Source organism: Lachnospiraceae bacterium oral taxon 096 (genome assembly GCA_018141845.1).
Lineage (GTDB): Bacteria > Bacillota > Clostridia > Lachnospirales > Lachnospiraceae > F0428.
This window is the reverse complement of sequence record CP073340.1, coordinates 1,558,603-1,579,875: the sequence shown is the minus strand read 5'-3', so window position 1 is coordinate 1,579,875 and position 21,273 is coordinate 1,558,603. Positions and strand designations below refer to the sequence as shown.

Genomic DNA, 21,273 nt, shown 5'->3' with positions numbered 1-21,273 from the left:
TCTTTATTGTTTCGCTGGTGCTTGGTGAAACTTTTTGCGAACCTCAATATAACTTTTAATCGCTTCGACGCATCCATCGACTCCGCCAAGCCTTGAGCTATTGATGCAAAGGTCATAGCTTCGGACATCGCCCCAACGCTTACTTGAATAGTAATTATAGTATCCTGACCTTCTCTTGTCTGTCTTAATCATAATGTCCTTTGCCTTATCTGCCTTTAGGTCATTCGTCTCCATAATGCGTGCAATCTTATCCTCATCCTCTGCCACAATAAAGACAGAAATTAGATTTGGATTGTCCGCCAGTGCATAGTCGGCACAGCGACCGACAATGACACAACTTTCTTCCTGTGCAATCTTTTTGATGGTTTCAAACTGTGCAAGGAAAATTTTGTGATTGATTGGCATATCCATATAGGATGATGTGGCATAGCCCATAGAGTAGCTATCCATCACTAGAGAGTACAAAAAGCTGTTGGTTGGTTTTTCATCATGAGACTCAAAGAGTGCCTCACTCATTCCGCTTTCTTTGGCTGCTCTGGTCAGTAGCTCTTTGTCATAGCACTTAACGCCCAATTCCTTTGCTAGTTTTTCTCCAATTAATTTTCCGCCGCTCCCGCATTGGCGGCCAATAGTAATGACTAGATTATTCCCCATCTTTTCTTCCTCCTCGCCAATTTATTCTTTTATTATACTTCATTCTGCCTATTTTGGCAATTTTTTTAAGAGTTCTGAAAAATATTGCGGTAAATCTGCACAAAACTCCATATATTCGTGCGTCCTTGGGTGGACAAAACCAAGCACCATGGCATGCAAACACTGCCCCTGGAGATGAAAAGGATTTTTTTCTGGTCCATAGACTTGATCCCCCACAAGTGGATGGTGAAGGCTGGCCATATGTACTCGAATTTGATGTGTCCTTCCTGTCTCTAGCTCACACTCAATATAGGTGTACTCCCGAAATCGCTCAAGCACTCGGTAGTGGGTGATGGCATTCTTTCCATTTTTGGGATTGATTGCCATTTTTTTCCTGTCGATGGGATGGCGACCGATGGGAGCATTGACCACCCCCTCGTCCTCCTTGATGACACCATAGACCAAGGCTCGATAGCGCCGAGTAATGCTGTGCTCCTTTAATTGTTCCGAAATCTTTTGATGGGCGACATCATTTTTGCAGGCAATTAAAATCCCCGTTGTATCCATATCAATGCGGTGAACAATGCCTGGGCGAAGAACACCGTTGATACCGGAAAGATTGTCCTTGCAGTGGTGCATCAAGCCATTCACTAAGGTTCCTGTGTAGTGTCCTGCCGCAGGATGAACGACCATTCCCTTTGGTTTATTAATAAGAATCACATCGTCATCTTCGTAGACAATATCCAGTGGCATCTCTTGTGCTACAATGTCGGGCTCCTCCGTCTCTGGGACATTAAGACACACCTTGTCACCAGAATTAACTTTGTAATTTGTCTTTGGCACAGTGCCATTGACATTGGCATAGCCATCTTTAATTAACTTTTGAATATAGGTGCGGGAGATTTCTTCGATATTTTGCTTTAAAAACACATCTAGTCGCAAATCTTTGCTCTCTTCCCCCGCCAAAAATTCATATACTTGCATCACTTATTCCTTGTCAAATCGAAAGTCGTCGTCCTTGTAGAAAAATACAGAAAAAATTATAAGGATAATCGTTCCCACGGTGACATAGATGTCGGCCACATTAAAGACAGGAAAATCAATCAATGAAAAGTACAAAAAGTCAACCACATATCCTTGACTCATTCTGTCAATGCTATTGCCAATGGCCCCTGAAAAAATCAACACCATACAGAGGAGCAGTGGGAAAAACCTTTTCGTCAGTGGAAGGCGAACGAGCAACCACAAAATCGTGAGAATAACCACTGCCATAATGACAAAAAAGAGAAACTGCTTTCCCCGCATCATTCCAAAGGCAGCGCCTGGATTTTCTAGGTAGCTTAGTTCAAATACGCCAGGAATTATCTTCCTTGATGGCTGATTCATCAGATGAAGTACGGCAAGTCTCTTCGTCCACTGGTCAAAGAAAATTCCAACGGCCGCCAAAATCAAAAATATTATTGCTCTTATCTTCTTATTCTTCATATTGAATTTTTTTGAGGGCAGCTTCCATCTCATCTAAGCTCACTGTCCGATCAATTACAGCCTTTCCGATTTCTTCTAGTAGGATAAATTTTACCTGACCAGCTTCCATCTTTTTATCATTCTTTGTATTTTCAAGTACTGCCTGAATATCAATTTCACCCAGATGCGTTGGAAGAGAAAATTTCTTGAGGGCAGATTTTAATTTGTCATACTCCCGTTGATCAAGGGTTCCTCTGGCCACTTGAATTTGCATGGCGGCAAGCATTCCAAGGGCCACGCATGCTCCGTGACTTAGTGAAAAGTTCATCTGCTTTTCAATGGCATGACCTAGGGTGTGCCCGTAATTGAGATGTCCCCTCACGCCTTGCTCCGTCGGATCTTCCTCGACCACTGCTCGCTTAATCTTATCACTTTCTAAGACGACTTGACTGCACACATCAACATCAACATCCTCGATTGCCTTGGCATTTTCAATTAACCAATCATAATACTCCCGATTTCGAATGAGTCCATGTTTTAATACTTCGCCCATTCCCGAAGCCAGCTCTTTCTTTGGCAAACTCTTTAGTGTCGCCACATTGATGTAGACGAGGGCGGGCATATGAAAGGCCCCCACCATATTTTTGTAGGCGTCAAAGTCAACGCCTGTCTTTCCGCCAATGCTAGAATCCACCTGTGATAGCAAGGTCGTTGGCATCTGGATAAAGCGAACTCCACGAAGATAGGTTGCTGCTGCAAAACCACAAATATCTCCCACCACGCCGCCGCCAAGGGCAAGGAGAAGATCCTTTCGATCAAACTTATGCTCTATTAATTCTTTGTAGATCTCTCGCACGGTATCCAGAGTCTTGTGCTCCTCCCCCGCAGGAATGGTCACGGCAATAACTTGCTTTGCCACTTTTTCCACTCTTTGTTTCACTTCACAAAGGTAGAGTGGAGAGACATTGGTATCGGTCACAATGCAAATCTTTCTTCCCTCGACTTGAATGTCTCTCAGTCTTTCTTCTAATCCTTGGAAGTCTCCCTCAATCACAATGGAATAGGCAGTCCCTTGATTTTTTACTAAAAGTTCCATTTCATCTCTTTCCTCTAAAAGCACTCAATTTGTACACTTATTCTTCCCTTTCTTGTGATATGGGCATCGCCAAGATAGCGAAACCGTCCCATTCCTCGCACAGAAATCAAATCCTTCTCCTGAACTATATAGGAATGATTGGTGGTCATCTTGGCATTGACAAATACTTTCTGTGCCATCAGATACTCACTGACGGCATTTCTTGACAGATGAAATGCCCCTGCAATCAACACATCTAATCGCTGTGAGGCGACATTGATGCTTTTGACTTCTCTTTTTTGTGAGCGAGCAATCTCTTCTCTTTCCTCTTTGCTGACTTTGACCTTGGTCTTTGCCACAAATTCAAGGTTTTGTAAGATAACTTCGCTGACACTTGCTAAGACAATGATGTGGGCAACAAAGCCATCTACAACAATGTCCCCCATCATATGTCGCTCAAGTCCCAAATTCATCAATGCCCCAAGATAATCCCTGTGGCTTAGGTTTTGGGCAAACTTTTCATTGCTCGGCTCAATGCGAAGATAGTCAAGGACATCTTCTTCCTCACAAGAGAACGGAAGAAAGCAAACAACCCTTCGCTCCGCCTCATCATATCCACCGTCCAGTTTCCATTGAACGCCTGAAAATGTATCGGTCATCGAGCGAAAGACTGTCTGCTCATATAAATTCAAAAATACACTATGCGTCGGTCTGTGGCGAAACTCACAATTTCTTGCCAACTCCGCCAACCGCTTCTTTAAAAATAACTCTTCCTTGTCCATCATAGTCTATTGATCGGATCAAGACCACCGGAAAACTTGACATTGACTGGTGTAATAATATAGATGGTATTGGAAACTTTTTGCATACTTCCATGCATGCTGTAGGTCACACCTGAAACATAGTCAACAATTCTTGCAGACTCCTGTGCGTGTGTGCCCTGAAGATTTAGCACAACCACTTTGCCCGCTGCAAGAGCATCGCTCACCAGGGCACCATCATCAAATATACTCGGTTCAATCATCTGAACTTCCAGATTATCATCCTTTTTTGACATGGAATAACTTCCCCTTCCCGCTTCCGTCGTCGACCTTTCTTTGGCTCCCAAGCGCTTTGGCTTACTTGTCTCTTCCTCTTCTTGCTCCTCAAGCCCAGACTCATCTACATCATCGTCGTCGTCATCGCCCCTAAATATATCTGTAACGCCTTTTAAAAAACTCACGATAATTCCTCCATTTCTCTATCTTCCTCCAAAAATCTTTGTGCCCACTCGAACAAAGGTTGCCCCCTCTTCGATGGCCACAGGATAATCTCCTGACATTCCCATTGACAGATATTCCATGGTTATATTATGGTTGGTTTTATTTTCTATGTCAACTGACAATTCTTTTAACTTTGAAAAAACTGCTCGATTCTCTTGTCCATCTTCGACATTGGGTGCCACCGTCATCAATCCACAAATCTTGACATGAGGATACTTTGTAAAGTTCTCAGCATCAGAGAGTAATTCCTCTGGCAAAAAGCCAAATTTTGACTCTTCTCTCGCCACATTGACCTCCAACAGTCCTCTCACCACGATGTCTAATTTCTTTGCCTCATGCTCAATGGCCTCTAAAAGCTTTATGCTGTCAATCGAGTGAATCAGATACGCCTTTCCAATTACAGCCTTTACTTTATTGGTTTGAAGATGACCAATCATATGCCAGCGAATGTCCTTTGGCAAAGCCTCGTACTTGCTGACTAATTCCTGCACTCGATTTTCTCCAAAGTCTCTGATGCCCGCCTCATAGGCCTCTTTTAGCATCTCCACTGGCTTTGTCTTACTCACCGCCACCAAGGTCACCTCGCTTTGGTCTCTTCCTGCCTTTTTGCAAGCCAATTCAATTTCTCTTTCCACTTCTCTTAAGTTTTCCTTAATCATGAATAATCTCTCCCTCCTTATACTTTGACGCATCCAACAAGATGTGATCATACTCTTCAAGTCCACCTTCTTTCGGAGTCACAATTTCGTAGGCATCATCTTCCGATTGAATGTTGACTCGGATAAACTCGACATATCCTTTATTGATTCGGTACACGCCCTTTAATGTCTTTTTCTCTGAAATTTGCATGGTCTGCCCATTGTCCTGCTTGATGGTATCTCCCTCGGAGAGACTGCCATCACTTGGCAAATGAAAATAATAAAAGCTATTTCCTTCCTCGTCCTTTACTAACATTGTTCGGTCGAGGGGAATAAATTGCCACTGGGCATCTCCCTGTGTGGCGATTTGTTTTTGTACTCCTCGATTGGTTTCATTTTCTGGTCTTGTCAGATAATCACTGCCAATCACATAGTACTCCTGTTCAACAATCGCACTCTTTGGCACTTTTAATCCCGCCTGATCACTTCCTTTAATTTCAAAATCGACATAGCGTTCATCAATCATCTCCACCATGTAGTCGCTAAAACTTAACACGCCATAGGACTTTCCATCGCTTCCCGTCATCAAGCGAAGAGGCACAACTTCTTCAATTCCCTGTGACTTAATATAGACATCGACGGATTGCACATTTTGATAGGCCTTTGTCTGGGCCTCTGTCAACGGAAATACAATACTCCATGGGTCAGATTTCACCAATTTATAGAGTGGCTCTCCACTCTTGACCTCATTGCCACTGATGCGTTGTATGCTTCGATTATTTGCCTGGACAAAGTCGTCTGCCACAATATCATCGACCTTTTTTCCAATCATACTGTCCATGGTCAAGGAGACTACTCCTGGCGTATCGGATGGAATGTCCTTGTACTGAATATTGTGGACTTTAATAATATTTTCAAGGTCTGGAATCTGATTGTAGTCCAATGCCTCGGAAAGACGCAAATTCAACAGGTACTTGGTGTTGTAGACTTCACTAAAGTTATTGTCGGCATAGCGAAGGGTAAAGGACTCCAATTGTCGTTTGATTGTGCGATAGACATCTTCGCTCAGTCCTTCCTGTGGCTTTTTATTGTCTGCAATGTACTTTGCCATCTCGCCATTGGTATCTACAGAGCAGACCTTTGTTCCCACTCGCACCCGCTTTCCATCCTGCACATAATAATTGACAAAACCCCCATTTTCAGCATTGACCACACTTTCGTCCCTCAAGATAATGCCAGAAAAACTCTGATCCTTCACTAAATTTCCAGATTTGACTTCATAAATTTTTGGCTTGTCCCTGCGAATATAGATGATGGTCGTCACTAAAAAGTATAAAAAAATCGCAACGAGAGCAAAATTTTTAATGGTCAGCTTTCTTTTTTTTCTTCTTCTTTTCAATTTTCTTCCCCTAATAAACAAGAATACCGGACAGCTCATCCACTGCCCGGCATCTATTGTACCATTTCTTGGCTATAATGCAACGACGACATCATTCTTTGCATTCTCTGGAAGATCCTCAACATCCATAGAAACACTGAGTACAAATGTAATGTTGTATTTCTCACCAAACTTTTCTAATTGATCAATCACTGCGGTGATATCTTGACCTTCTAGACCAGCAAGCTTTAAGAAACTGTCAAGAAATACGGTCTCCAAGTCATGATCTTGTGAGATAATTCCTGACAAAAATCCAACAAATCCGTCCGCAGAGTCGATTGGAAACTCTGCAACATTAATCAAGCGAATCTTGTTGCCAAGTTCGTACATGTGCTTGGACGATTTATCCAAATACACCACATTTCCTCTCGCTGTCTTAATCGCTTGATTGGCTCTTTCTAAGAGCTGCTTGGTCTTTCCCTTGCCTCTTTTTCCTGCAATAATCTCAACCATATTTGATCTCCCTTCTACTAAAATTCCTAGTCCTATTATACGATAGGGAGAAAAAAATCGCAACACTACTGTATAGCTTTTTCAAATAATCTTGCCATATTGTCATACAATATCGGTTTTGTCTTTGCATTGAGCACAACTGCAACATATTCTTTTCCATTGTCACTCTTTGCTGCCGCTACAAGGCAGTTGCCAGCAGCCAAAGTTGTGCCTGTCTTTCCTGCAAAGACAGTGATGCCATTGGGCTGTGGAGATTCGTTGCTAATAAATTGATTTCCATTGGCCCAGGTCACCGATTTACTACTTCCATTGGCCTGTTTGTAGTTGGCAACATAGGTCTTTGTTCCTGTAATCTTTTTAAACTTTGGAATTTTTAGTCCCTCGTGAAACATCAAATACAAATCATAGGCACTGGTGTAGTGGTCAGGATTGGTCAGTCCATTGGCATTGACAAAGTGCGTGTCCACAGCCCCGATTTCTTTTGCTTCCTTATTCATCATCTCCACAAAGGCATCGATGCTACCGGCCATATGAATTGCAATGGCATTGGCGGCATCATTTCCCGAAGGGAGCATCAAGCCATAGACTAATTGCTCCATCGTCAATGTATCACCTGGCTTAATCTTTGCTAGACTCGCCCCAGGCTCTGTAATTACCACCTCATTGCCCACCGTGACACTATCTGATAGGTTTCCATACTTTAATGCCAAAATCGCAGTCATAATTTTTGTCGTGCTCGCAGGATTCATATGTGCTCTGGCATCCTTTGCAAAAATGACATCGCCCCCATCTTGTGGGGAAAGTACGGCTGATTTTGGAGCAAATTGCCCATCTTCTTGTGTCTCCTTAATGACCGCAAGGTCACTGGCAAATGGCTGTACATAGGCCGAATCGTTGACATAAAAATCCTTAAATTTCTGTGCAAAATCGTATTCTGAAACTGTATTTTGATGTACAAAATTTCTTCCAAAAAAAATCAGTAAAGCGACCACTACTAGACCAAAAAGGCCCAGTAGTGGTCTTTGTATTCCTCTTCTATTTTTCTGTTTCTTCTTCATCGCCTTATCTTCTGTAGATTTCTCTAAACTCAAAGTCTCCGTTGTCCATTGCTTTAATCATTAGCTCTGCAGTTGCCAAATTGGTGGCCAATGGAATATTGCATTTGTCACAAAGTCTGATGACCGTATTGACATCTGGCTCATGCGGATTGCTCGACAGTGGGTCTCTCAAAAAAATGACTAAATCCATATCATTGTTTTCAATTTGTGCACCCAACTGCTGCTGGCCGCCCAAATGACCAGCGAGGTACTTATGTATGGTCAAATTTGTCACCTCTTCTACCAATCTTCCTGTCGTTCCTGTTGCAAACAGGTTGTGCTTTGACAGCGTGCCCCTGTATGCAATGCAAAAATTTTGCATCAATTTCTTTTTTGCATTATGTGCAACCAGCCCAATATTCATCTGAATCTCCTTTCCTCTTATTGCTTATTGCCTTCGGCTCAAGCCGATATTTAGTACTATGCCAAGCCCCAGATACATACAGATCAAAGAACTCAGACCATAGCTGATAAACGGCAAAGTCAATCCTGTGTTTGGAAAAATTCCCGTTGCCACGGAAATATTGGCAAAACTTTGAAATCCCAACATCATGCCATAGCCTACACAGACTAACTTTCCCTGTAAATCCCTTGCCTTCCCTGCCAAGTGAAAACACTCAAATACAATGAGTGCAAACAGACCAATCACCACGACGCAGCCAATAAATCCAAGCTCCTCTCCGATGACGGCAAAGATAAAGTCTGTTTGATCCTCTGCAATAAAATTTCCATTTTTTACAGAGGTCAATGTATTGTTATTCAATCCCTTTCCTGCAAGTAGCCCCGATCCAATCGCCATAATGGAGTTTTTTTGCTGTTGACTCGCATCGGCATACTTTCCTGGGTTAATCCAAGCCAAAATTCGATTGGCCTGATACCCCCGAAGAAATGGCACTACATTTTTAGAGATCAGGAAGATAAACGCTGCTCCAAGGGGAACAACAACCGCAATAGCTCCAATCACCCACTTATAACTAATGCCCGCCACAAAGAGCATACTCAATACCATCACCACAAACACAATGGTTGTGGAAAGGTCAGGCTCAAGCACGACCAATAAAAGACCTGAACCTGCCAATACAGCAAACATAACTAAAAATAGAAAATCATCAATATTATCTTGATACTTATCGAGTAGCCAAGCAAGAAAGATGATCATTCCAATCTTTGCTAGCTCCGATGGCTGTAAATTCATCCCCGGTAACTTTAACCATCTCGACGCTCCCTTTGCACTGTGTCCGACGACCAATACCGCCGCCAACAAAATCAGACAAAATCCATAGATGGGGATGGCCTTTTCCATCACCCTTCGATAGGGAATCACAGATAAAATCACCATCGCCCCAATGCCCAGCATCATACCAAGCAATTGTTTGCTCACATAGCTCATATTTCCATTGGTTGCACTTGAAATAATCAGGATACCAATGGTATTGAGTGCCAAGACATAAAATAATAGGCGAAAATCATAATTCCTTAGTTTGTAATTGTCAAACATCTCTCTACCTCAATTCTATATTATCTCACAACTTTCGTCAAATACTTTAGTCTCCAATGCGAACATCGGTCGACTTTTGTGCAGTCGACTTCAATACATCATCTAAAGTCACCTGTCCAAAGTAGAGTTTATAGATTTCCTTTGCGACACTGGCTGCATTGGAAGATGAATAACCAAAAGGAATATTGACCGTCACTGCAACCTGTGGTGCCTCAAATGGTGCAAAGGAAATAAAGAATGCATGGTTACCTCTCGTCTTAGACTCCTGAGCTGTACCTGTCTTTCCTGCGACATTCACTTTTAATTCCCTAAATAGCTTATTGGCCGAACCATATTGAATTACTCGGCGCATACCATTTTGCACCGTATTCCATGTGCTCTCTTGAATATTGATGTGAGAGCTAATCTTTGGTGTATAATCTTCCACTAGATTTCCCTGACTATCTGTCACCTTGTCAATGACACTCAGTTCAAAGACAGTGCCTCGATTTGCCATTGCCGTCACATAGCGTGCAAGCTGGACATTGGCAAAAGAATGGGTACCCTGTCCCATTGCCGATTGCTCCGGACTTTGGTCAGAAATCATCGGATCATTCTCTGTAATTTCCACGCCTGACTTATGGTCAAGTCCAAACATAGTCGCATACTTTCGAATCTTTTCCATACCGGTCAATGTCGAATACTCTCCATTGGCATTAGTAGAAAGGCGATGTCCAAGTTCAGCAAAGAAATAGTTACAGGAGTTTTGGATTCCTGTCTCAATATTTTCTGCACCATGGGCACTTGGATAAATCCAACACTTGATGCTTGGCTTGATGGCATCATAAATTCCTGTACAGCGAATAATATCGGTGCTGTTGATCACCCCTTCTTCCAAACTGGCCACAGCAGAAATTGGCTTAAAGGTCGAACCTGGTGCCTTTCTTGCCTGAGTGGCATTGTTATAGAGTGGAAGAGATTGGTCATTTAAAAGTTGATTATAGTAGTCGACATCCATCACATTGGAGAGGCGATTGCTATCATATCCTGGGTAAGAGACAATGGCTAAAACCTCTCCTGTGTTGACATTTGTCACCACCGCACCAGCTGTACATGGATCAAGTGCCAGTTGTGCTGGTGTAATCTCCAATCTCGAAATCTTATCAATCATAAAAGCATAGGGATCATATCCTGCATTGAGCTGATTGATCATATTGTCATCTCTGGCTAAAATTCCCTGATCATAGAGGGCCAGACAGAGCTCCCTTCCGCTGACAATATTATTCTTAATCAAATACTTATAGGTGGTCTTTTCAAATCCATTGTCATCTGAAAGACCATCAAGTGCAAAATTGACCAATGCAGTATAGATGTCATCGGCATCCGAATACTTACTATCAATATTTAATTTTGTGGTGTCAATCCAGCTGCTCGCAATGCCATCATACAAAAACTCTCGCATACTGATGTCATCATTTTTCCATCGCACATAGTAGTCGGCATTGGTGTCGATGAGACTCTTTTTAATAATGCCATTTTGGTCACTGGAAAGCTTATTGTACAAATAGTACATATAGGCCTTTTGATCCTCCGACAGCTCCTTTAGTGGTCTGGCCTGACTGGTCTCAAGCTCTGCACGAATTTGAGCAATGGCACTGTCTTTGTAGCCAACATACTTTGCATAGATTCCCTTTTCATTTTCGGTGGCATCTTGTGCATGGAATTTATCCACAGACAAGACATTATTATTAATCAATTGGAAGTAGGCATCTTTTATCGGAATCATTCGGTCTGTAGAATCTACGCCCTCTCCATTTGGACTGTCAAGGGCGGAAAGCTTTTTCGTCAAAATACCAGCCAGTTGCTGTTCCAATTGATGATAAATGCCCACTTGTAAATCTCTGTCAATAGTCAAATACACATCATTACCTGGCTGAGAAGGTGTGGAATTTGTTTCCTTCATAATATGACCAACCTTATCGACATAGATGGTCTTTTCTCCCTTCTTTCCATGTAGCTTTGATTCCATATACGCCTCAATGCCACTTCGTCCAACCATATCATTTTCATCAATGTCGGGAATGGTTGCCTTTAGTTCATCTAACTGCTCTGGCTGAATCTTTCCTGTGTAACCGATCACAGAGGCAATATACTTTGCGTCATTGTAGTGACGCAGCGTCTCCTCCTCAATATTTACACCCAAAAGCTGAGAGGCATTCTCTAAGATATCGGCCCTTGTCTCATCCGAAATCCCAGAAGCCACCTTCGTTGCCTCATACTTTTTAAACGAGGTAAAGTTCATGGTATACTTGATATTGATCATGTCAAGCCGTTCCTTTGCCGTCAACTCAATCTTTTCTCCCTCAGGATTGCCAAGCTCATCGAGCTTATATTCCTTACTCTTTTTATCAATTAAGTCCGCAGCCGTCACATCTGTCGGTGTCTTTCCCGAAGAATCATTTAAATCATCCACACTCTTTTTCCCGTAAAAGTCTCGCAAAAATCGAAGGCGTGCTGGCTCTGAAGGCGTGGTAAAATAATAATTCCCATCTTGGTCAAGCCCAATTTGTAATTCTCCAAGCACAGGCTCTTTGTGTGCCTCAAGAATTTTGACCAATTGGTAGAGCATATAATTTCTATCGGTCGCCTTTTTATATTCTCCATTGTCCTGCACAGTCACCGCATAGGCCAATTCATTGTAAGCCAAAAGTTTACCATTTCGATCATAAATATTTCCCCTTGTCGCCGGCTCTGTCACTGTCTTTTCCGTCAACATCACATAGTCATTGAGGTACTTTTCTCCATCAACAAGCTGAAGCCGAAATAACCTCGATATCAAAATGACCAGCATAGCGACATATACCGCACCGACCACTAATATTCTTGAGGAAAAAATCCTCTCTCTTAACTCTCTAAGCACTTTCCTTACCTCGCTTATCATCAATTGCTTTCCATCGCCTATTGTATTCTAATAAGAGGCGATACAGCAGCAATGTGCAAAGCATTGTTGCAATCATCTCTGGAAGGACAATGGTTCTGACATAAAAAAAGATATCTGTCTTTCCTCGAATATAAAAGCGCACGACATAGATAACAAAATTGTAGACAACTTCATTGATTGCACATAGTGACACTGGCAATATAATATAGTCCTCGTAGAAATACCTAGAAAACTTTCCATTGATAAATCCCATCCAAATAAAGATGAGGGTAAAAATCCCAAAGGCATTGCTATAGAATAAATCCATCAATATTCCTGCAAAGACGCCATAAAAAATGCCCTCCCGCTCTCCATAGATAAAGCCATAGGTAAAGACTAAAATCACCATAAAATTTGGTGAGCCAGCCAAAAATGGAATAAATGGGAAGATACAACTTTGTATGGCAAAAAATATAATCATCAATACAATATTGGCAATTCTGCGTCTCATTCTCTCCCCCAACTATTCATCCTGTGTTTTCTTTACATCGGTAATAATCAACACTTCCTGCATAGTGTCAAAGGAAGCAGCAGGAACGATATATCCACTCTTTGTCAATCGGCTCTGGTCCTCTGTGATATCGGTAGCATAGCCCACTAAGAGCCCTGGAACATACTTTGTACTAATATTGGAGGTGACAATCTTATCTCCATCTTTGATATCTGCATTGGCACGAATATCGGAAAGTTTCAACTTTCCCTCCTGATAGAGCTTTAAATCTCCTGCCACAATGCAATTGTCTCCAGATTGCACGGCCATCGCACTGACACGGCTCAAATCATCAATAATTGAGCGCACGGTCGCATAATTTGAACCAACATCGGTCACAATGCCAACCAATCCGCCACTGGCCATCACATTCATATCCACTTTAATGCCATCAGCTGAGCCTTTGTCAATTCGAAATACACGAAACCAGCCCGAAGAGTCCTTGGCAATAATTCTTGCCCCGACAAAATTGTATTTCTCATACTCTGTGTTGAGCTTATAGAGCTCTCGAAGTCGAGAAAGCTCATAGGTTGCCTCCTCAAGTCTTGTGTTTTCGCTCCTCAATTCCTCAATCTTTTCCTGTAGTTTGCTGTTGTCTTCCAGTGCTGACTTTAATTTTTCATGTTGCTCAATACTATTGTACAGCGACTTTCCTGCTGTATTGACACCAACTTGAATCGGCGTAAGGATAAAACCCACTCCTGCACGCAATGGTGCAAGCCAAGTATTCTTGATGGATGTCACTCCAATCAAGACAACACATATCGCACTCAACACAGTGAGTACCAATCGATTATTCTTTGGATCCATTGTAGAAGTTTCCTCTTTCTCTAAAACTGTAATAGACATTGTCGCCAATAATAATATGATCATTGAGCTCCAAGCCCACACTCTCACAGCCACTTTTGACTTGTCTTGTCACAAAGACATCCTCTTTGCTTGGCATAGGATTGCCACTGGGATGATTGTGAACCAAAATCAAATGCACGGCCTGATGACGCAGAGCTTCAATCAGCACCTCACGGACGGAAATCAATGAGGCATTCACTGTGCCAACACTCAAAATCATATCGCTCATCAAACATTGTCGCGTATCCAAAAAGGCGACGCGAAGCTCCTCCCTCGGTAAATGACGCATCTGTTGCATATAATGCATCGCACAGGCCTTTGGCGTAAGAAATTGTAATCTCTCTTTTTCTTCAACTCGCCAAAGTCGCTTGGAAATCTCTGCGACACAAAGAAGTTGCACTGCACGAACCTGCCCAATTCCCTCAATTTTAATGAGTTCCTCATAACAAAGTTCAAACAATGCTTGAAGTCCTTTTCTTCCATTTGCTCCTTCAAGTACTGTTCTGGCCACGCCAAGGACATTCTTTTTCTTCGTGCCCGAATGCAAAAAAATAGCCAAAAGTTCTGCATCGGTCAAGCTCTGTACCCCATAGCGAAGGCATCTTTCCATCGGTCTTTCTTCCTTTGGGATTTGTTTCATGTTCTTTTTTTCTTGCATTTTGCCTCTCTTTCTGCTCTCCAGACAGACAATACAATACACGCAAGTATAGTTTACCACTATTTAATCAGTTTAGCATCTATAAGTTTTTGCAAAGAGAATAAAATTCCAACTTTTGCGTGATGCCAAGTCAATCCACCCTGAAAATAAGCAACATAGGGTTCCTTCATCGGTCCATCGGCACTCAATTCAATGGAAGAACCCGATATAAATGCCCCTGCAGCCATAATCACTGGGCTATCATAACCTGGCATATCCCACGCCTCAGGGCGCACATAACTATCTACTGGTGCAGCAGCTTGAATTCCCTCACAAAAGGCCTGCAATCCCTGTGCCTTTCCAAAGGTAATTGCCTGAATAATATCATGGCGACTCTCCGTCGCATTGGGATGGCACAAAAAACCAAAACTTTCATAGATGTTGGCAGCAAAAATAGCTCCCTTTAATGCGGCAGCTACTACCGTCGGAGCCATAAAAAGTCCCTGATACAAACTCCGATTGATTCCTAAGTTTGCTCCAATTTCCTTTCCAACTCCTGGGGCAAATAGGCGGTAGGAGGCATTGTCAATGCACTCCTTTGTTCCCACAATATATCCTCCAATAGGGGCGAGTCCACCTCCTGCATTTTTAATCAATGAGCCAACCATCATATCTGCTCCAACTTCCAATGGCTCTTTTTCTTCGACAAACTCTCCATAACAATTATCTACCATACAGATGACATCGGGCTTAATTCCCTTAATAAAGGAAATCAATTCCCCAATGCGGTCAACCGAAAGTGTTGGTCTTGTCGCATAGCCCTTTGATCTTTGAATCGTCACTAGTTTTGTCTTTTCTGTGATATTTTGTCGAATGGCATCAAAGTCAAATGCCCCATCTTCCTTTAAATCGGCCTGGCGATAAGTCACCCCATATTCGGCAAGGGACCCCTTTGATGGTCGAATACCAATGACTTCTTCTAAAGTGTCATACGGCTTTCCCACAGGGGAAAGCAGCTCATCTCCAGGACGCAAATTTCCAAATAAGGCGACAGCCAAGGCATGGGTTCCGCTGGCTAGCTGTGCTCTCACTAGGGCACTCTCTCCACAAAATACACTGGCATATACCTTCTCTAAGGTATCTCTACCTGCATCGTCATAGCCATATCCTGTTGTCGCACTAAAGTGCTCCGCACTCACACGATTTTCTTGCATTGCACGAAGCACCTTTAATTGATTGTATTCGCTCACTCTGTCAATCTGTGCAAATCGCCCAGACAACTTGTTCTCTATCTGTTCTCCAATTTCCAGTGCCCTCGCTCCAATGCCCATACTCGCATACATTTGCATTAAATTTTTCACTTTATTACCTCTCCTGCCATAAATTCTGCCAAATCCTGTGGCGAATGAAACTTGGTCACATCAATCCATTGTGCTCCTTTTTCTCGCTTAAACCAGGTAATCTGACGCTTTGCAAAATGTCTGGTCGATTGTTTAACTTGAGCAATAGCCTCTTCTAAGCTACAATTTCCATCGAGATATTCTAAAACTTCCTTGTACCCAATTCCCTGCATTGACACTAAATTTTGATGAAATCCTCGATGTTGTAAATCTCTCACTTCCTCCACAAGGCCATCGTCAAACATCTTATCCACACGTTGTTCTATTCTATCATAAAGAATCTTTCTGTCCATATTCAGCACAAAAAAATTGTAGTCATATGGACTTTTCTTCTGCTTCTCCCGCTCATTATGTGCAGAAATTGGTTCATTCTGTGTCAGGGCATATTCTAAGGCACGCACCACTCTCTTTTTATTATTTTTGTGAATGGTATCAGCAGAAATCGGATCAAGTAGACGAAGTTTTTCCTGCATCGCATCCGCTCCAAGAAGGTCATATTCCTTTTCTAAATGCTCTCTGAGTGCTTCATTCTCCCCATCACCTTGAGAAAAATCAATATCATAGAGAATGGATTGAATATAAAATCCTGTTCCGCCCACAATCATTGGAATATGGCCACGGGCATAAATTCCCTCCATCGCTTGCTTAGCTAACTGCTGAAAGATGACAATGTTAAATTCTTCGTCGGGATCAAAGGCATCAATAAGAAAATGAGGAACACCCTCCATCTCCTCTTTGCGAATTTTTGCCGTACCCACATCCATTCCTCGGTAAACCTGCATCGAATCCGCACTGATAATCTCTCCCCCAATTTTCTTTGCCAGTAAAATAGAAGAGGCCGTTTTTCCCACCGCCGTCGGTCCTGCAATAATCACTAATTTTCTCATACAATCCTCTTAAACTTCTTCTCTATTTCATACTTACTCATCTCAAACATTGTCGGTCTTCCATGGGGACAATTGTAGGGATTCTCTAAGCTCATCAATTCATCAATCAAAGCTTTTGCCTCCAAAAGTGACAAGGTGTGATTCCCCTTTACGGCTGCCTTGCACGCCATTGAAGCCGTCTTTGCAATGATACTCTCTAGTGTCTTTAGCTGATTGTGATCGGCAAGTTCAGCGATCAATTCCTTTAGCATCTCCTTCTTTGAAACACTTGGCAAAATTGAAGGCACCCCATCAATGCGATATTCATGGCCACCAAAGTTTTCGATGTGAAAGCCCAGGTCAGACAATACCTTTTGATTTTGATTGAGAGCATCGGCCTCAATAGCCGTGAGGGTCAACAGGATCGGAGGAACGACCATCTGTGATGGCACTGTGTTTTGATACTGCTTCATCAATCGCTCATAGAGTACCTTTTCATGTGCCGCATGCTGGTCAATCACAATCATCTTTTGATTAAATTCGACAATCCAATAGGTGCCAAAGATTTGTCCCACAATTTTATGCAAATGCAAATTTTTCTTGTCTAAAAATTTTAACTGCTCGCCAACAACAGGTACCTCTTCCGTGCTATTCCACACCTTATCTACGACCTGATTTGTTTTTTCTTCTTGTGGTCTATCTAAAAAAATTGGGTTTGACACTGGATCGCTTTGCACTTGATAATTTTCAATTCTTTCTTGAATTTTTCGTTGATTATGCTGAGGCTTCGTCTCAAAGGCTTCTGATATTTTTCCTTTCTGTTTCACATCGCTCACTGGAAGATCGGAGACTCTCTTTAGCTGCACACGATCAGCCTCGACCCTTTTGATCAGCTCCTTTTCCATCAATGCAGACACAATGGCATCTCTTGTGACTTCATAGATCTTTACTTCCTCTGAAAAGCGAACTTCCATCTTGGTCGGATGGACATTGACATCCATCACCTCCGGCGGAATATGATAATGTAATACGGTAAAGGGATATTGATGTTGCATCAGGCGATTTCCATAGCCTTCTTCAATGGCACTGGCAATGGTTTTTGCCTTAATATACCTGCCATTCACAAAATACATTTCCATGCTTCGACTGGCTCTTGAAACCTCTGGCCTTGCAATAACACCTGTGATTTCTATTCCCTGAGCACGGTACTCCACAGGTAAAAGGGCCATAGCCACTTCTCGCCCATAGAGACGATAAATCGAGTCCTTTAGATTTCCATTGCCTGATGTCTGCAATTTTGCCTGATTATTGGCAATTAAGCGAATCGACACATCTTGATGAGAGAGTGCAATCTTTTCCACTAGCTCAGCAATATGTGCCGCCTCCGTTTGATTTGACTTTAAAAATTTTCTTCTAGCAGGGGTATTAAAAAAGAGATCTCTGACAATGATACTCGTTCCATCTACTGCCCCAACCTCTTCAAAACTTTGCTCAATTCCCCCTTCAATGACATACCAATGCCCGACCATCTCCGATCTGACTTTGGTGATCATCTCCATTTTGCTCACAGCCGCAATGCTCGATAAAGCCTCGCCACGAAATCCCAAACTGGTAATGTTTTGTAAATCATCTGCACTTTGAATTTTGCTCGTGGCGTGACGCAAAAAGGCGATGCGCACTTCGTCCTTTGCAATGCCACTTCCATTGTCAGTGACACGAATCAAACTCTTTCCGCCATCCTTAATCTCCACCGTAATCGAAGTGGCCCCCGCATCAATGGCATTTTCTAACAGTTCCTTTACAATCGATGCTGGTCGTTCCACTACTTCACCGGCAGCAATCTTATCAATGGTATCCTTGTCCAGTACTGCAATCATATCTACCCTTTCTAAATTCGATTTCGGATTTTATTTTGCAAACGCAAAAGGGTGTTCATCGCATCCATTGGCGTCATCATGTTCAAATCCATATCTCGAATCTCTGTAACTATTACACCGTCATTCATCGCATCCATCAAAGAAAGCTGGGCTGATTCCACATCATCTGGCTTAGAAACGGGCTTTCTGCTCTTTTTGGGTATGCCAAGTTCTGCAATTTCTCTAGCTTTTGTGGCAATATCTGCCCCTGAAAGCTCCTCCACTAGTTCTTTTGCCCGAAGAAGGACACTCTCTGGCACACCCGCAAGTTTGGCCACCTGAATGCCATAGCTTTTATCCGCACCACCTCGCACAATCTTTCTAAGAAACACAATGTCTTCTCCCTGCTCCTTTACGGAGACACAGTAGTTATTGACTCCCGAAAGAGTTCCCTCTAACTCGGACAACTCGTGATAATGTGTCGCAAATAAGGTCTTTGCTCCAATCATTCTTGTGTTGGCAATGTGCTCAACAACAGCCCACGCAATAGAAAGACCATCAAAAGTTGAAGTTCCCCTGCCAATTTCGTCCAAAATAATTAAGCTTTGTCGAGTGGCATTTTGTAAAATGTTGGCGACCTCCATCATTTCCACCATAAAGGTCGATTGACCACTGGCTAAATCATCCGATGCCCCCACTCTGGTAAAGATGCGGTCACAAATTCCAATATTTCCTGCACTTGCAGGAATAAATGAACCCATCTGTGCCATCAAGACAATAATTGCTGTCTGTCGCATATAAGTTGACTTTCCTGCCATATTTGGACCAGTAATAATGCTCATCCGATTTTTGTTTTGGTCAAGCAAAGTATCATTGCTGATAAATTCGTGGTCTTTCATCATCTCCTCAACCACAGGATGGCGACCATCTCGAATATCAATTAATCCCTTTTCATTGATATTTGGGCGAACATATTGATTCTTTTCTGCCACCGTTGCCAAAGACAAAAAGACATCGAGCATGGCCAGGGCCTTGGCCGTCTTTTGGATTCTCTCTACTTGTCCTGCAATCTGTTGACGAATCCCAACAAAGAGACTGTATTCCAGATTCTTTAACTTGTCCTCTGCTCCCAAAATTACGCCCTCTAATTTTTTTAACTCCTCACTGGTATAGCGCTCGGCATTGGTCAGTGTCTGCTTTCGAATAAAATACTCTGGCACCAAATTTTTATAGCTATTGGTCACTTCAAAGTAATAGCCAAAGACCTTATTAAACTTAATCTTTAGCCCCTTAATCTGTGTCTTTTCTCTCTCCCTGCTCTCTAACTCAGAAAGCCAATCCTTTCCCTCTGTCTTTGCTCTTCGCAGTTGATCGACATCTTCATTATAGCCATCTTTTAAGAGATTGCCCTCCTTTAAAGTGATGGGTGTGTCCTCGTCATTGAGCGATCTTTTAATCAAATCACAAAGGTCAGGCATTGAATCCAGATCTTCATTGATCTGGACAAGCATCGGAGAATGAAAGTTTTTTACAATCATCTTGATTGGCTCAACCATATCTATCGAACTTCCAAAGGCCAACAAATCTCTTGTATTGGCACTTTCACTGCTAATCTTTCCCATCAATCTTTCCAAATCATAGACTGGTCCTAGATATTCTCTCAATTCTTCTCGGTCAATATAGCTTCCGAGCAATTCCTCAATCGCTTCTTGACGACGCAAAATCAAATCTCTTTGAATCAGTGGCTGTTCAATATAACTTCTTAAGAGCCTAGCACCCATAGCCGTCTTTGTCTTATCGAGCACACCAAATAAGCTTCCCTGCTTTTTCTTATCTCGCATGGTTTCTACAAGCTCCAAATTTCTCCTTGAGCTCGCATCAATCATCATATATTGACCTGTGCGATAGGTCTTTATATTTACAATTTGGGCACAACTTGACTTTTGCGTATCATATAGATAGTGCATCACCGCCCCGGCGGCCACCACGCCATCAGGATATTCTAAAAGCCCAAGTTCTTCCATGTCCTTTACTTGAAAATGTTCCTTGAGGATCTTTTCGTCCTCTACCTCGTTAAAGTATTGATGGTCAAGCGTGGAAATGGTAACGCCAAAGTCACCAATGCCCGACATTGAAAAACTTGGATTACAAATAATTTCTGCTGGTGCAAAGCGATGTACTTCATCTAGTAGCTCTCTCGTCTCATTGACCTCAGTGACATAAAAATCACCTGTACTAATATCAACGGTGGCGATGCCAAAGCGGTCAAAGAGATAGACTATTCCCATCAGATAATTGTTCTTGTCAATACTTAGGGCACTCTCACTTGTGATGGTTCCTGGCGTGACAATGCGAACAACCTCTCGCTTTACTAATCCCTTGGCAAGTTTTGGATCTTCCATTTGCTCAGCAATAGCCACTTTATAGCCCTTGCTGACCAATCTAGTCAAATATCCTTCCACTGCGTGATAGGGTACGCCACACATTGGAGCCCTCTCCTCAAGACCACAATCTTTTCCTGTCAAAGTCAATTCTAATTCCTGCGACACAATCTTGGCATCTTCAAAAAACATTTCATAAAAATCGCCCAAGCGATAAAATAAAAGACAATCTGGATTTTCCTTCTTTGTCTCTAAATATTGTGTCATCATCGGTGAT

At 42.4% G+C, this 21,273-nt stretch carries 20 protein-coding genes; all 20 read right to left on the bottom strand.

Annotated elements, in window-relative coordinates:
* Positions 1 to 3 precede the first annotated feature (3 nt).
* The gene (locus tag J5A74_07840) at positions 4 to 654 is read right to left on the bottom strand and encodes a cytidylate kinase-like family protein (GenBank protein QUI95291.1); all 651 of its coding nucleotides are present in this window, start codon (positions 652 to 654) and stop codon (positions 4 to 6) included.
* A 48-nt stretch (positions 655 to 702) separates the two neighbouring features.
* The gene (locus tag J5A74_07835; GenBank protein QUI95290.1) at positions 703 to 1,617 is read right to left on the bottom strand and encodes an RluA family pseudouridine synthase; all 915 of its coding nucleotides are present in this window, start codon (positions 1,615 to 1,617) and stop codon (positions 703 to 705) included.
* A 3-nt stretch (positions 1,618 to 1,620) separates the two neighbouring features.
* A complete protein-coding gene (gene lspA, locus J5A74_07830; GenBank protein ID QUI95289.1) occupies positions 1,621 to 2,118 on the bottom strand; it encodes a signal peptidase II in 498 nt (165 codons plus the stop codon).
* Positions 2,108 to 3,193: a 3-dehydroquinate synthase gene (gene aroB / locus J5A74_07825; GenBank protein QUI95288.1), complete on the bottom strand. Its 1,086-nt coding sequence runs from the start codon at positions 3,191 to 3,193 to the stop codon at positions 2,108 to 2,110. The genes lspA and aroB overlap by 11 nt, the downstream gene beginning before the upstream one ends.
* 14 nt (positions 3,194 to 3,207) lie before the next feature.
* Complete coding sequence (locus J5A74_07820) at positions 3,208 to 3,957, bottom strand: YlmH family RNA-binding protein (protein QUI95287.1); 750 nt, start codon at positions 3,955 to 3,957, stop codon at positions 3,208 to 3,210.
* Positions 3,954 to 4,394, bottom strand: coding sequence for a cell division protein SepF (locus J5A74_07815; protein QUI95286.1), 441 nt, complete (start codon positions 4,392 to 4,394; stop codon positions 3,954 to 3,956). The genes J5A74_07820 and J5A74_07815 overlap by 4 nt, the downstream gene beginning before the upstream one ends.
* Positions 4,395 to 4,412: 18 nt before the next feature.
* Positions 4,413 to 5,093, bottom strand: a complete 681-nt coding sequence (locus tag J5A74_07810) for a YggS family pyridoxal phosphate-dependent enzyme (protein QUI95285.1) — start codon at positions 5,091 to 5,093, stop codon at positions 4,413 to 4,415.
* Complete coding sequence (locus J5A74_07805) at positions 5,086 to 6,471, bottom strand: hypothetical protein (protein QUI95284.1); 1,386 nt, start codon at positions 6,469 to 6,471, stop codon at positions 5,086 to 5,088. Before J5A74_07805 ends, J5A74_07810 begins: the two co-directional genes overlap by 8 nt.
* Before the next feature lie 72 nt (positions 6,472 to 6,543).
* Positions 6,544 to 6,963, bottom strand: a complete 420-nt coding sequence (locus tag J5A74_07800; protein ID QUI95283.1) for a twitching motility protein PilT — start codon at positions 6,961 to 6,963, stop codon at positions 6,544 to 6,546.
* 65 nt (positions 6,964 to 7,028) lie between these two features.
* Positions 7,029 to 8,021: a D-alanyl-D-alanine carboxypeptidase gene (locus J5A74_07795; protein ID QUI95282.1), complete on the bottom strand. Its 993-nt coding sequence runs from the start codon at positions 8,019 to 8,021 to the stop codon at positions 7,029 to 7,031.
* A 4-nt stretch (positions 8,022 to 8,025) separates the two neighbouring features.
* Positions 8,026 to 8,424 carry a methylglyoxal synthase gene (gene mgsA / locus J5A74_07790; GenBank protein ID QUI95281.1) on the bottom strand — a complete coding sequence of 133 codons (399 nt, stop codon included), beginning with the start codon at positions 8,422 to 8,424 and terminating at the stop codon, positions 8,026 to 8,028.
* Between the two features lie 24 nt (positions 8,425 to 8,448).
* Entirely contained in the window at positions 8,449 to 9,558 is a 1,110-nt protein-coding gene (locus J5A74_07785) for a rod shape-determining protein RodA (protein QUI95280.1), read from the bottom strand.
* Between the two features lie 46 nt (positions 9,559 to 9,604).
* On the bottom strand, positions 9,605 to 12,478 hold the full coding sequence (locus J5A74_07780; GenBank protein QUI95279.1) for a penicillin-binding protein: 2,874 nt from the start codon (positions 12,476 to 12,478) through the stop codon (positions 9,605 to 9,607).
* The gene (mreD, locus tag J5A74_07775) at positions 12,450 to 12,968 is read right to left on the bottom strand and encodes a rod shape-determining protein MreD (protein QUI95278.1); all 519 of its coding nucleotides are present in this window, start codon (positions 12,966 to 12,968) and stop codon (positions 12,450 to 12,452) included. The genes J5A74_07780 and mreD overlap by 29 nt, the downstream gene beginning before the upstream one ends.
* A gap of 12 nt (positions 12,969 to 12,980) precedes the next feature.
* Positions 12,981 to 13,817, bottom strand: a complete 837-nt coding sequence (gene mreC, locus J5A74_07770; GenBank protein QUI96861.1) for a rod shape-determining protein MreC — start codon at positions 13,815 to 13,817, stop codon at positions 12,981 to 12,983.
* Positions 13,801 to 14,514 (bottom strand): DNA repair protein RadC, encoded by a 714-nt coding sequence (gene radC / locus J5A74_07765; protein ID QUI95277.1) that lies wholly within the window; start codon positions 14,512 to 14,514, stop codon positions 13,801 to 13,803. Before radC ends, mreC begins: the two co-directional genes overlap by 17 nt.
* A gap of 59 nt (positions 14,515 to 14,573) precedes the next feature.
* Entirely contained in the window at positions 14,574 to 15,842 is a 1,269-nt protein-coding gene (locus tag J5A74_07760; protein QUI96860.1) for a methionine gamma-lyase family protein, read from the bottom strand.
* 8 nt (positions 15,843 to 15,850) lie between these two features.
* Entirely contained in the window at positions 15,851 to 16,780 is a 930-nt protein-coding gene (gene miaA, locus J5A74_07755; protein QUI95276.1) for a tRNA (adenosine(37)-N6)-dimethylallyltransferase MiaA, read from the bottom strand.
* Complete coding sequence (gene mutL / locus J5A74_07750; protein ID QUI95275.1) at positions 16,777 to 18,636, bottom strand: DNA mismatch repair endonuclease MutL; 1,860 nt, start codon at positions 18,634 to 18,636, stop codon at positions 16,777 to 16,779. Before mutL ends, miaA begins: the two co-directional genes overlap by 4 nt.
* An 11-nt stretch (positions 18,637 to 18,647) precedes the next feature.
* A complete protein-coding gene (gene mutS / locus J5A74_07745) occupies positions 18,648 to 21,266 on the bottom strand; it encodes a DNA mismatch repair protein MutS (protein QUI96859.1) in 2,619 nt (872 codons plus the stop codon).
* Positions 21,267 to 21,273: the final 7 nt, after the last annotated feature.

What these genes read in the sequence shown, in the direction of transcription:
- mreC (QUI96861.1), bottom strand. Translation starts at nt 13,817, where the DNA reads ATGGATCCAAAGAATAATCGATTGGTACTCACTGTGTTGAGTGCGATA.
- J5A74_07780 (QUI95279.1), bottom strand. Translation starts at nt 12,478, where the DNA reads ATGATAAGCGAGGTAAGGAAAGTGCTTAGAGAGTTAAGAGAGAGGATT.
- J5A74_07810 (QUI95285.1), bottom strand. Translation starts at nt 5,093, where the DNA reads ATGATTAAGGAAAACTTAAGAGAAGTGGAAAGAGAAATTGAATTGGCT.
- miaA (QUI95276.1), bottom strand. Translation starts at nt 16,780, where the DNA reads ATGAGAAAATTAGTGATTATTGCAGGACCGACGGCGGTGGGAAAAACG.
- J5A74_07835 (QUI95290.1), bottom strand. Translation starts at nt 1,617, where the DNA reads ATGCAAGTATATGAATTTTTGGCGGGGGAAGAGAGCAAAGATTTGCGA.
- J5A74_07795 (QUI95282.1), bottom strand. Translation starts at nt 8,021, where the DNA reads ATGAAGAAGAAACAGAAAAATAGAAGAGGAATACAAAGACCACTACTG.
- mutL (QUI95275.1), bottom strand. Translation starts at nt 18,636, where the DNA reads ATGATTGCAGTACTGGACAAGGATACCATTGATAAGATTGCTGCCGGT.
- J5A74_07760 (QUI96860.1), bottom strand. Translation starts at nt 15,842, where the DNA reads ATGCAAATGTATGCGAGTATGGGCATTGGAGCGAGGGCACTGGAAATT.
- mutS (QUI96859.1), bottom strand. Translation starts at nt 21,266, where the DNA reads ATGATGACACAATATTTAGAGACAAAGAAGGAAAATCCAGATTGTCTT.
- J5A74_07840 (QUI95291.1), bottom strand. Translation starts at nt 654, where the DNA reads ATGGGGAATAATCTAGTCATTACTATTGGCCGCCAATGCGGGAGCGGC.
- mgsA (QUI95281.1), bottom strand. Translation starts at nt 8,424, where the DNA reads ATGAATATTGGGCTGGTTGCACATAATGCAAAAAAGAAATTGATGCAA.
- J5A74_07785 (QUI95280.1), bottom strand. Translation starts at nt 9,558, where the DNA reads ATGTTTGACAATTACAAACTAAGGAATTATGATTTTCGCCTATTATTT.
- mreD (QUI95278.1), bottom strand. Translation starts at nt 12,968, where the DNA reads ATGAGACGCAGAATTGCCAATATTGTATTGATGATTATATTTTTTGCC.
- radC (QUI95277.1), bottom strand. Translation starts at nt 14,514, where the DNA reads ATGCAAGAAAAAAAGAACATGAAACAAATCCCAAAGGAAGAAAGACCG.
- lspA (QUI95289.1), bottom strand. Translation starts at nt 2,118, where the DNA reads ATGAAGAATAAGAAGATAAGAGCAATAATATTTTTGATTTTGGCGGCC.
- aroB (QUI95288.1), bottom strand. Translation starts at nt 3,193, where the DNA reads ATGGAACTTTTAGTAAAAAATCAAGGGACTGCCTATTCCATTGTGATT.
- J5A74_07820 (QUI95287.1), bottom strand. Translation starts at nt 3,957, where the DNA reads ATGATGGACAAGGAAGAGTTATTTTTAAAGAAGCGGTTGGCGGAGTTG.
- J5A74_07800 (QUI95283.1), bottom strand. Translation starts at nt 6,963, where the DNA reads ATGGTTGAGATTATTGCAGGAAAAAGAGGCAAGGGAAAGACCAAGCAG.